Origin of the sequence: Streptomyces sp. NPDC057137 (assembly GCF_042670825.1) — a bacterium.
Taxonomy (GTDB): Bacteria; Actinomycetota; Actinomycetes; order Streptomycetales; family Streptomycetaceae; genus Streptomyces.
Window position 1 is genome coordinate 438,062 of record NZ_JBHUUW010000001.1, and the last position, 11,590, is coordinate 449,651.

Below are 11,590 nucleotides of genomic sequence, written 5' to 3' on the forward strand. Positions count from 1 at the left end.
GTCTCCTCCAAGGGGGGTGGGGCGTGGGGGTGTGGTGGGAGGGTCCGGGTGTCTGTCGGTACGGGGCGGGGTCTGTCAGTGCGGGGCGGGGGTCCGGGCCGGTCCGCCGGCGAGCGCGTCGGCGACGTCCTGACGGCGGAGGCGGGTCTGCTTGGGCATGTTCCAGCCGAGTACGCCGGTGACCCGGCCCTCTCGGCGGTACCGGGCGACGAATCGTCCGGTCGCCGGGTCTCCGTCCACGACGGTCATCTCGGCGTCGGCGCCGGCGGGAACGACGCCGTGCACCTGGATCTTCGTGTCGAACTGGTCGGTCCAGAAGTACGGCACGGGGGTGTACGCCCGGTCGCCGCCGAGGATGTTGGCCGCGACGGCCATGGCCTGCTCGCCGGCGTTGGTCCGGTTCTCCAGCCTGAGCAGTCCGCCGAGTCGGTCGTGATGCCAGCGCGCCACGTCCCCGACGGCGTACACGCCCTCGCCCGCCCGGCAACGGGAGTCGCAGACAAGGCCGTTGTCCACCCGCAGGCCGCTGTCCTGGAGCCAGTCGGTCACCGGAGCGGCGCCGATCGCGACCACGACGAGGTCCGCGGGCAGCACCTCACCGTTGTCGAGACCGACGCCGGTGACGGCGCCGGCGCTGCCGACCAGTCCGCGGACACCGGCGCCCAGCCGCAGTCGGATCCCGCGTTCGGTGTGCAGTTCGGCGAGCAGGTCGGCGACGCCGTGGCCGAGTTGGTTCGCCATGGGCGCGTGCTGAGGTCCCGCGACGGTGACGTCGAGGCCCATGGTGCGGGCGGTGGCGGAGATCTCCGCGCCGAGCACGCCGTCTCCCACGACCACGAGCCGTGCGGCGCCGAGAAGTCCGGCGCGGAGCGCGAGCGCGTCGTCGAGGGTGCGCAGTACGTGGACCCCGGCCAGACCGGCCTGTCCGGGGAGGGTGCGGGGTCTCGTACCGGTGGCCACGACGACGGCCTCGGCGCGCAGGGTGCGTCCGGACGCGGTGCGCACGGTGCGGGTGGCGGCGTCCAGGCCGACCGCCGGGTCGCCGAGGATGAACTCGGCGTTCAACGCCGACAGCACTTCCCGCGGGCGCAGTTGGGCTCTGTCGGGCTGCCAGGTGCCGGCGAGTACCTGCTTCGAGAGCGGTGGCCGGTCGTACGGCGCGTGTGTCTCGGCGCCCAGCACCGTCACCTTGCCGGTGTAGCCGTGGCGTCGTAACGCCTCGACCGTGGTCAGCCCGGCGGCGGACGCGCCGACCACCAGTACGTCCGCGGTCTCGCGAGGTGTGGTGCGTGGTGTCCGGTCCACCGTTGCTGTCATCGTCGGAACTCCTCCGTCTGCGGTTCGGCGAGGAACGTGGGGTCGCAGGGGTGGCCTCGACAGCGCCCAGGGCATGGGAGGGCTCAAGGGCGAGGCGATCAGGGGTGGGGAGTGGTCGGGGGAAGGGGTGAGGGGTGGTCAGGGCTGTGTGACGGGGGCCATCCAGAGCCCGACGATCGCGTCGATCAGGCCCGTCCCGGCGTCGTGCCAGTTCGACCGTGGAGTGGCGGCGCCGAGGGCGAGCGCACGCTCCCGCTCGGCGCAGACGTGCACCATCAGCTGGCGGGCCATGTCACCGCGATCGGCGCGGACTTCGGCCGGCAGATCCGGCATGGCCGTGTCGAGCCCCTGAATGATCCGGTGCAGCGAGGGCGCGGTGAGCGATTCCTGCGTCATGATCTCGCGCAGACCGGGGTCGGTCATCGCCTGGGCGGAGAACCGGGCATGCCAGGTGGGGCTGCCGAGCTCGGCGAGATGGTCGGTGACCGGGCGTACGAGACAGGCCACCCAGTCCCGTACATCGGGGGAACTCCCGACGTCGGCCACCATCCGCTGTCGGAGTTCCTCGATCGGCTCGGCGTGCTTGCGTGCGATCGCCCGTACGAGATCCGTCTTCGTACCGAAGTGGTAGCCGACGGCGGCGTTGTTGCCCTGCCCCGCCGCTTCGCTGACCTGTCGGTTGGAGACCGCGAACACTCCGTGCTCGGCGAACATGCGCTCCGCCGTGCCGAGAATCAACTCCCGCGTCGCGTCGGCGCGTTCCCCCCGGCCGGTCTTCCCTCTCACGGGCACGAGCGTACCGGCACTTCGCCCGGGGTCACCCATCGCACATCCTCGTGGTCGGCTTCGAGTACGTGATCAGTCAACCGCCCCCATCCAATTAAAGCAAGCGACTGACTTAATTTCGCCGTTCACGCATCCGTGCCCGCAGCCGAAAACGCGGCCGCAGTCCGGCATCGGAGTGGTCTCCCCCGCGACTCGGTTATCGAGAGGCGTCCGGCGTCTATGGGTGCAGTGTCCGAAAGTCCCCGTAGCACCGTAGAAAGAGAAGTCCCATGCGTATCCGTACAGCAGTCGCCGCCACCGCGCTCGCCGCCCTCACCCTCCTCGGCAGCGCGGGCGCCGCCTCCGCCAATGAGCGGGGCGGGGAGCACGACGGCAACAGCATCGTGAACAGCGACTTCGTCGCCACCTGGATCCACGACAGCTTCAACACGGTCATCGTGTTCGGCGACAACATCTAAGACGCCTCGTACGCAGTCGTCGGCCTCCCGCGGTCATCCGCGGGGGGCCGACGGCCGTTTCGGAGTCGGCGACCGGTCAGAGCGAGCCGGGGACGACGAACAGGCACCAGGTGACGACGGGGCCCACGACGGCGATCCCCAGGCCCCAGGCCATGAGGCGACGGAAGACCAGGTCGCGCTGGTCCGCGGGCGTGTTCGCGGTCACCAGCGCGCCGCTCGTGGAGAACGGCGACGCGTCCACGATCGACGCGGATATGGCCAGCGCGGTGATGAGCCCCACGGCTCCCACCTGGCCGGTGAGCAGGAAGGGAACCGCCAGGGGGATCAGCGCCCCGAGCATGCCGGTGGTCGAGGCGAAGGCCGACACCACGGCGCCGATGAGACAGATCAACAGGGCTCCCAGGAGTGGGGCGTCGATGCTCGCGACCCGCGTCCCGAGCCAGTCGATGGTGCCGAGGCGCTCCATCTGGCTCACATACGTGACGATGCCGCAGACCAGCAGCACGGTGGACCACGCGCACTTGTCCACGGCGCCCTTGGCCGACTTCGGCGCGACCAGAGTCAGGACGACGGAGATGGTGAGCGCCATCAGGCCCACGTCCAGGTCGAAGAAGAGGGCGCCGGCGACCAGGCTGAGCAGTCCGAGGAGGGTCAGCGCGCGCGGGAGGTCGAGGCGGAGAGGCTCCCGCGGCGTGGCCCCTTCGGCCGCCTCGGCCGGGGCGCCCTTGTCCTTCCCGGCGCCCGTCGCTATTCGCCCGAGCAACTGCCGCCCGCCGAAGAGCAGGAAGACGATGACGCACAGGCCGACGTTGAACAGGAACGACGCCGTGAACAGCAGCGCGGGGTTGCCGGGCAGATCGTTGCGTTCGACCACGTTGTTGGTGATGCTGCCGAAGACCCCGATGGGCGAGAAGCCGCCCGCGCTGGCCCCGTTGGCGATGAACAGCCCCATGAGCACAGGGCTGATGCCGTACGTCACGGCGAAACCGAGCCCGATCGGCGCGACGATCCCGACCGCCGCGGGCGTGACCGCGCCGACCGCCGTGAGGACGGCGGTGACCAGGAACATGACCCAGGGAATGAAGGCGATCCTGCCGCGCACCGCCTTCACGGCCGCGTCGATGAGCCAGTCGACGGTGCCGTTGCTCTTCGCGATTCCGAACAGGAGGGTCACGCCGACCAGTACGACGAACAGGTCGCCCGGGAAGCCGGCGAAGATGTCGTCGCTGGACTCGTCCGCCACCGTGGAGCCGACGATGAACGCCGCGACGATCGCGAGGACACCCAGATGGACCGCGGAGAAGGTCGCGACGGCGAAGATCAGCACGAGGGCGATGATGGAGATGACTTGGTCTGACACGAGGGCTCCCTTGCCGTCGGCCGAAGGTCATGTCGCGGTGCACCGGGGCATGTCGGTGCCCTGGCGCGTCGGGGCATGACGAGGGGTGCGCGCGGCACCGGAGATGCCGGGATGTGAGACGGCGCGCGAACGACTTCCCAAGGTCCCGGACCGGTCCAGGGATGGGTGAATCATTCCGCCAGACGGAAATTGATTTCCGCAGTCGGGAGTATTGAAGAGGTTTTCCGGCGGCGTCAAGGGGCCTGCCGGAATCCTTCGCGACGGGCGGGGCGGGGACCCGTCCGGTCGGGCGGTGATCGGCCGAGGCGGCCCGCCCCTTCGTCGTACGACCGGAACGAGGCGGCCCGGCCCTCGTCGGACAGCCGCCTCGTTCCGCTCGAATCCCCTGGTGAACGGCCCTGTTTCCCCTGGCCGACCGCCCCGTTCAGCCCTGGCGTGAGTGCCCCAGCGCCGCGCTGACCTGGCGCGCCGTCTCGCTCACCAGCGCGCCGTGCGCGGCGGTCGACTCCGGGCTCATCCGGCTCGTCGGCATGTTGACGCTGATGCTCGCGATCGGTGTACCCGCCTCGCCGAGGACGGGGGCCGCGACGGCGGAGACGTCGTCGCGCCATTCGCCGCTGTTGGTGGCGTACCCGCGCTCTCGGATCAGCGTCAGTTCGGCGAGCACCGCGTCCCGGCCCGTGAGGGTGGCGGTCGTGAACTCCTCCAGCCCCGCGGCCAGTTGGCGTTCGATCACCTCGGGTGCGCTCGCGGCGAGCACGGCCTTGCCGTTCGCGGAGGCGTGGAGCGGCAGGTGCGTGCCCAGGGCCAGGATGATCCGGACCGCCTTCGACGTCTCCAGGCGCTCGATCAGCACCACCTTGTCGCCGTCCGGGACGGTGAGATGGACCGTCTCGTCGGTGCGTCTGCGCAGCTCCTCCATCATCGGCACGGCCACGTCGCGCAGGCTCAGCTCCCCGGTGGCACGGCGTCCGACCTGCAGCGCCTTGGTGGTCAGGACCCAGCGGGTGACCTCGCCGCCGGCCGGGCGGATCCAGCCCGCGGCGTCCAGGGTGCGCAGCGCGCGCTGCGCCGAACTCTTGGGCAGATCGAGGGCGCGGGCCAGGTCGGCGACGCCCACCGGCTGCCGTGCGGCGACCTCTTCCAGTACCCGAAGTGCATTGAGAACGCTCTGCATCCGTTGACTCCCGAGTGGTTGGCTCATATGCTCCGCCGTGCCATCTTACGACACACCGTGCCACATAGTGGCACGCTTTTCAAGGGAGTTGGCCACCGTGACCACTCACACCGGGCGGCACTTCTTGCAGATCCCCGGCCCCACCAACGTCCCCGACCAGGTACTCCGCGCCATGTCGGCGCCGACGATGGACCATCGCGGCCCCGAGTTCGCCGCGTTCACCACGAACCTGCTCGCCCGGCTCAAGCCGGTGTTCGGCACCTCAGGACCCGTCGTGGTCTTCCCCGGCTCCGGCACCGGAGCCTGGGAGGCCGCCCTCGTCAACACCCTCAACACCGGCGACCGCGTCCTGCACGTGGAGACCGGCCACTTCGCCACCCTCTGGCAGCGCATGGCCACCGACCTCGGCCTCTACGTCGACTTCATGCCGGGCGACTGGCGGCACGGCGCCGACCCGGAAGCCGTCGCCGAACGACTCGCGGCCGACACCGCCCGTACGATCAAGGCCGTCTGCGTCGTGCACAACGAGACATCGACCGGTGTCACCAGCCGGATCGCCGAGATCAGGCAGGCGATGGACGCGACGGGACATCCCGCGCTGCTCCTCGTCGACACCATCTCCTCGCTCGGCTCGATCGACTACCGGCACGACGAATGGGGGGTCGACGTCACGGTGGCCGGCTCCCAGAAGGGGCTGATGCTCCCACCGGGCCTGAGCTTCAACGCGGTCAGCGAGAAGGCCCTCGCCGCCTCCCGCACCTCGGGACTTCGCACCTCGTACTGGGACTGGCAGCCGATCATCGAGGCGAACCGGCGCGGCTTCTTCCCGTACACCCCCGCCACCAACCTGCTGTACGGGCTCGACGAGGCGCTGCGGATGCTCGCGGCGGAGGGCCTGCCCGCGGTCTTCGCCCGGCACGACCGGCACGCCGCCGCCACCCGGGCCGCCGTGCGGGGATGGGGACTTGAGGTGCTGTGCGCCGACGACCGCGAACACTCGTCCGCGCTCACCGCCGTCCTCGTGCCCGACGGCGTGGACGCCGACAAGGTGCGGGAGATCATCCTCGACCGGTTCGACATGTCCCTGGGCGCCGGACTCGGCAAGCTCGCCGGGCAGATCTTCCGGATCGGTCACCTGGGGCACTTCAACGACCTGACGCTCGCGGGCACGCTCGCCGGGGTGCAGATGGGTCTCCAACTGGCAGGCGTACGTATCGATCCGGGCGGGCTCAACGCGGCGCTGGACGTCCTGAGCGCGGGCTGAACACCGAGGAGGTTGCCGAGCATGACCGTCACCAGGGGCGAGCGCCCCACGCACGAGAGCGCGGAGAGCCAGGAGCTGGCCCGCACGCTCCAGCGGGATCTCGACAGGGATCTCGAAGGAGAGGCCCAATTCGACGACTACACACGGCAGTTGTTCGCACGCGACGCCAGCATGTACGCGATCACCCCGCTCGGGGTGGTCTTCCCCCGGCACGCCGACGACGTCGCCGCGGCGGTCGCGGCCGCCGCTGCCCACCAGGTGTCGGTGGTACCGCGCGGTGCCGGGACGAGCCTGGCCGGCCAGACCGTCGGTCCCGGGCTGGTCCTGGACCTGTCCCGGCACATGAACCGCGTCGTGGAGCTGGACGCCGGCAGCGGTACGGCGCTGGTCGAGGCCGGAGTCGTACAGGACCAGCTCAACCGCGCCGCGAGCCCCTGGGGGCTGATGTTCGGCCCGGACACCTCGACCAGCAACCGGGCCACGATCGGCGGGATGATCGGCAACAACTCGGCCGGCAGCGGATCGCTGCGCCACGGCATGACCATCGACCACGTCCGCGAACTCGACGTGGTGCTCTCCGACGCGAGCCGGGTCCGGCTGGACCGTGTCGACGAGGCGACACGCGCGCACCGGGCCACGCGCTCCACCCTGGAGGGCGCGCTCCACCGGGAGTTGCCCGAGATCGTACGGGCCAACTACGCGGCCATCGCGGACGGCTTCCCCGCCCACTGGCGCCGCGCCTGCGGCTATCGGCTGGACCGGCTGGCACGCGAGGACACCGTCTTCGACCTGGCCAAATTCGTCGTCGGCTCGGAAGGGACCCTGGCCGTCGCGACCAGTGCGCTGGTCGACCTGGTGCCCAAGCCGAGCCGTACGGTGATCGCCGTCGGCCACTTCACCTCCGTGGCCGGCGCCATCGACGCGACCCAGGACGCGCTCTCCTGCGATCCGGCCGCCGTGGAGCTGATGGACCGGACCATTCTCGACCTGTCCCGCCGCAAGATCGAGTACGCGTCGCTGGGCGAACTCCTGAGCGGGGATCCCGAGGCGCTGCTCTTCGTCTCCTTCAGCGGTGACGACGAGGCCGAGTTGCTGGGGCAGTTGAAGCGACTCACGGGACTGTGGTCCCGCAACGGGCACGGGTATCACACCCTGCGAGCGGTCACCCCGGCCCAGCAGGCCTCCCTGCTGAAGGTCCGCAAGGCCGGGCTCGGCCTGCTGATGGCGGCGAGCGAGGGCACGCGGCGCCCGCTGGCGTTCGTCGAGGACACCGCCGTCGATCCCGTCCATCTCACCGAGTACACCAACCGGTTCAAGGAAGTCCTCGACCGGCACGGGATGACGGCCGGTTTCTACGGACACTGCTCGGTCGGCTGTCTGCACATCCGGCCGTATCTCGACCTCACCGACCCGGCGGACGTGGTCAAGATGCGCAGCGTCGCGGTGGAGATCAAGGATCTCGTCGCCGAGTACGGCGGCGTCAACTCCAGCGAGCACGGCGACGGGCTGGCCCGGAGCGAGTTCAACCGGGAGATCTTCGGCGACGCGCTGTACGAGGCGATGCGGCAGGTCAAGAGGCTGTTCGACCCGAACAACGTGCTCAACCCCGGCAAGATCGTGGACGCGCCGTCGATGACGGACAACCTGCGGGACGCGGCGCTGCTACCCGTCGAGCCCCTGCGCACCCGGCTCTCCTTCGAGGTCATCGGGGCGGGAGCGGGGCAGCGGGCGGACGACGGTGGCGGGGGCGCCATGCGGGCCGCGGCGGACCGGTGCATGAACATCGGCCTGTGCCGCAAGTCCGGCAGCGGCGCCATGTGCCCCTCGTACATGGCCACCCGCAAGGAGGAGGACTCCACGCGCGGCCGGGCCGCCGCCCTGGTCAAGGCCCTGTCCGAACCGGACCCGCACGCCGCGCTCGGGGACGAGCGGCTGCACGAGGTCCTGGACCTCTGCCTGATGTGCAAGGCGTGCAAGAGCGAATGCCCCCTCGGCGTCGACATGGCGACCCTCAAGAGCGAGGCGCTCTCGCATCACCACGACATCCACGGTGTGCCGCTGCGCTCCCGCATCTTCGGGTCGATCCGGTTCCTGAACCGGCTGGGCTCGGCGACCGCGCCGCTGTCCAATCTGCCGGGGCGCATCCCCCTGGTGCGCCGGCTGATGGACCGTACGGTGGGCATCGCCCCGGCGCGACCGCTGCCCGTCTTCGTACGGCAGAACCTGACGCGCTGGTTCCGGCGCCGTAAGAACACCACCCATCCGATCACCCAGGGCACCGTCACCTATCTCGCCGACTCCTTCACCACCTTCACCGAGCCGGACATCGGCCGGTCGGCCGTCCAACTGCTGGAGCGGGCGGGATGGGACGTACGGCTGGAGAGCGGCGTCTGCTGCGGCAGGTCAAGTCTCTCCAAGGGCCTGGTGGACGACGCGAAGAACAAGGCCCGCCACCTGGCGGACACCCTCAGCAAGGCGACGGAAGCGGGCTCGCCTGTCGTGGGCTGCGAGCCTTCGTGCCTGATGACACTGCGCGACGAGCACCTGTCCCTGCTGCCGGACGACCCGGCGGTCAAGGACATCGCGGGGAGGGTGCGCCAGGTCGAGGAGTTGCTCGTCGAAGCGATCGACGACGGGCGGCTGCGACCGCGCGAGGACTCCTGGCTCGCCGGGCGCACGCTCATGTATCACGGCCACTGCCACCAGAAGGCGGAGGTGGGCACGGCGGCGACCGTCGCGCTGCTGAACCGTATCCCCGGCGTGACGGTGGTCGAACTGGACGCCGGATGCTGCGGGATGGCGGGGTCCTTCGGCTTCGAGTCGGAGCACTACGACGTGTCGATGACGGTGGGCGAGGACCGTCTCTTCCCCGCGATCACGGCCGAGCCGCAGGACACGGTGGTGGTCGCCACGGGGGTGTCCTGCCGCCAGCAGATCTTCCACGGCACGGCGCGCGACGCCTGGCATCCCGTCCAGCTGCTGTGGGAGGCGATCAAGACCGACTGAACCCGGTGGGGGCCGGCCCCGGCACGACGCGCGGGGCGGAGGATGACCTCGCTGCCGAGAGGTACGAAGCCGGCGGCGAGGAAGGCGCGCAGGGAACGGGCGTTCCCCGGGGATACGGCGGCGAAGATCGGCTCGCCGGACGCGTGGGTGGCCGTCGTGACGACGGCCTGTGCGGACCCCTTCGGGGTTCGGACAGGCCGTCAAGGCCGATGTTCTTCCGCGTTCTGCGGGGAGGCGGCAGTCGGTGTGATCGCTTCGGTCGTGATCACGACCACCTGGTCCTCGGCACTCCACGCGCGTCGCTCGCCCTTGTGGGGGTTGAGCCGGACCCCGTGGTCGGGTGCCGTCGTCCGCCGGTCGTGACGGCGGTAGCCGATGGCGCACTCGCCCCGGTCGCGTGCGGCGGCCACGACGGTGGCGAAGGTGGCCTCACTGCCCGGACGGACATAGGTCCCGGCGGGCCGCAGGCAGATCATGCTGCCGTCGGCGGAGAACAACTCGTCGAACACGGCCGCCAGATGCCGGTTCTGCGCGATCTGCGCCATGAGCAGTCCGGTCAGCTCTCCGCTGACGATGACGTCGGAGCCGGGGTTGACGGGTGCCAAGGGCCGGTTGCGGTCGTCGGTCAGCTCGCTGACCACGCGTAACTCCCGCCCTCCCGTTCGTTCTTCCAGCAGCCGCAGGGCCAGCAGCGTGACCAGTGTCCAGTCGTCGGGGCGGTCAGGACCCTCGCCCGGGTCGGGGCCGAGGACGACCAGTCCGTCGTACGGGGTGAGGTCGAGCCCGAGCAGGGTCTCGGGACGCGACAGGGCGGCGGACCGGAACCGTACGGCCAGCCGAGCCTCGGGAACCGACTCCGACTCCGATTCCGAATCCGATTCCGGCTCCGGCTCCGGCTCGCGTGGTGCGGGCACCGCCCTGTCCGTCACCACGTCCAGTACGGAACCCGGCCGGGCCGTCCGGCGTAACTGCCCCACGACGAGCGGCGCCCGCCGGTTCCAGCCGAGCATCAGCAGATGCGCGGGCTCCTCCGGCGGTGGCCGGTCCCCGGCGATCGCCGACGGGTCGACGAGGTGCCGACAGTCCGCCGGCCCTGCCGCGCTGTCGTCGCGGGTGACGACGATCAGCCGACTCCCCGGAGCGACGACGGTGTCTGCGGGCGGATTCAGCACCGTACGTCCCTGAGGAGTGAGCAGCCCGATCACGCAGGAGTCGGCATGACCCAGCAGTGCCGCGCCGAAGGGACCTCCATGGAACGCGGTCGCGTCGGTGACGTGGAACTCGTCGCCGGCGAAGTCGAGCAGGTCACGCAGGACGAGGGAGAGACCGGGGCGGCCGACGCACTGCGCGATGAGCCGGGCCGTGACCGTGTCGGTCTCCAGGACCGTGCCGCGCGGTCCCGCCGCCAGCCGGGCGGGCGCGCGGTAGTGGTCGTCCCGCACCGCCGCCAGCACCGGCGGCCCGGCCGGCCCCTCGCCGATGACCGCTCGCAGCGCGAGCAGGATCCGCAGAACCTCGGCGTCCGCCCCCGGTCCCCCGGACGGCAGCACCAGCACGGTGCTCGCCGTCCCCGGGCTGACCAGCGCGAGTACGGCGGGGTCGCTCGCGGGACCGCTGCGGCAGATGAGCCGGGCACGTCCGACCGGACCGACCTGGGCCGCCAACGCCCGTTCCATCTCGGTCTTGTCCCGCTCGGCGAGCAGGACGACGGCGCGCGGCCGGCGCGCCGGCCGCCCGGTCCGCCCGGTCCGCCCGGCCTGGGCAGCGATCAACTCCGAGACCACCGTGGTCACTTGGTCCGACCAGCCGAGGACGACGACATGGCCCTGCTCCAGGACCGTCGACCGCCCACGGCTCAACTCCGCCATGCGCTCGGCCAGGCTGTTGGTGATCACCCCGACAAGGGTCGAGACGCACAGCAGGGCGACCAGCCCGAGGACGGCGGACAGCACCATGCGCAACGGTGTGCCGGTCATCGCGCCCAGGCGCAGTGTCTCCGCGCTCGTACGCCATGCCGCCGTCAGCCGGCCGGACAGCGATCGCGGTGAGCCGGGGTCCGTCCATGCCAGCAGCGCGCTCACCGGGACGACGACGGCCAGGCAGGTGATCACCAGCCAGCCCATCAGGGTGCCGGTGCTGCGGGCCAGCGTACGGTCGAACCGGTAACTCGCCCTGTCCCGCAACGAGACCGGCCGCCGAGTCCTGTCTCGTGCCACTCCCGC

General features: G+C 70.9%; 8 protein-coding genes. 3 read left to right on the forward strand and 5 right to left on the reverse strand.

The annotated features are described in order from the left end of the window. Window positions 1-75: 75 nt before the first annotated feature. Window positions 76-1,317, reverse strand: a complete 1,242-nt coding sequence (locus ACFT9I_RS01855; protein ID WP_382559333.1) for an NAD(P)/FAD-dependent oxidoreductase — start codon at window positions 1,315-1,317, stop codon at window positions 76-78. 138 nt (window positions 1,318-1,455) lie between these two features. Further along, on the reverse strand, window positions 1,456-2,103 hold the full coding sequence (locus ACFT9I_RS01860) for a TetR/AcrR family transcriptional regulator (protein WP_382559335.1): 648 nt from the start codon (window positions 2,101-2,103) through the stop codon (window positions 1,456-1,458). 269 nt (window positions 2,104-2,372) lie between these two features. Between ACFT9I_RS01860 and ACFT9I_RS01865 the strand changes: the two genes are divergently transcribed. Continuing rightward, window positions 2,373-2,561, forward strand: a complete 189-nt coding sequence (locus tag ACFT9I_RS01865; RefSeq protein ID WP_382559337.1) for a hypothetical protein — start codon at window positions 2,373-2,375, stop codon at window positions 2,559-2,561. Window positions 2,562-2,637: 76 nt separating this feature from the next. Here the strand turns inward: ACFT9I_RS01865 and ACFT9I_RS01870 are convergent, their stop codons facing one another. Together ACFT9I_RS01870 and ACFT9I_RS01875 are read right to left on the reverse strand one after the other, a co-directional pair. Next, complete coding sequence (locus ACFT9I_RS01870; protein ID WP_382559338.1) at window positions 2,638-3,921, reverse strand: SLC13 family permease; 1,284 nt, start codon at window positions 3,919-3,921, stop codon at window positions 2,638-2,640. Window positions 3,922-4,345: 424 nt separating this feature from the next. Beyond that, window positions 4,346-5,098 (reverse strand): IclR family transcriptional regulator, encoded by a 753-nt coding sequence (locus ACFT9I_RS01875; RefSeq protein ID WP_382559340.1) that lies wholly within the window; start codon window positions 5,096-5,098, stop codon window positions 4,346-4,348. Between the two features lie 97 nt (window positions 5,099-5,195). On the opposite strand from ACFT9I_RS01875, the gene ACFT9I_RS01880 reads away from it, so the two are divergent. Further along, entirely contained in the window at window positions 5,196-6,362 is a 1,167-nt protein-coding gene (locus ACFT9I_RS01880; protein WP_382559342.1) for a pyridoxal-phosphate-dependent aminotransferase family protein, read from the forward strand. 21 nt (window positions 6,363-6,383) lie between these two features. After that, window positions 6,384-9,368 carry an FAD-binding and (Fe-S)-binding domain-containing protein gene (locus ACFT9I_RS01885; protein ID WP_382559343.1) on the forward strand — a complete coding sequence of 995 codons (2,985 nt, stop codon included), beginning with the start codon at window positions 6,384-6,386 and terminating at the stop codon, window positions 9,366-9,368. A 200-nt stretch (window positions 9,369-9,568) separates the two neighbouring features. Here ACFT9I_RS01885 and ACFT9I_RS01890 read toward each other — a convergent pair whose 3' ends face one another. Beyond that, window positions 9,569-11,584 carry an NAD-binding lipoprotein gene (locus ACFT9I_RS01890; protein ID WP_382559345.1) on the reverse strand — a complete coding sequence of 672 codons (2,016 nt, stop codon included), beginning with the start codon at window positions 11,582-11,584 and terminating at the stop codon, window positions 9,569-9,571. Window positions 11,585-11,590 lie beyond the last annotated feature (6 nt).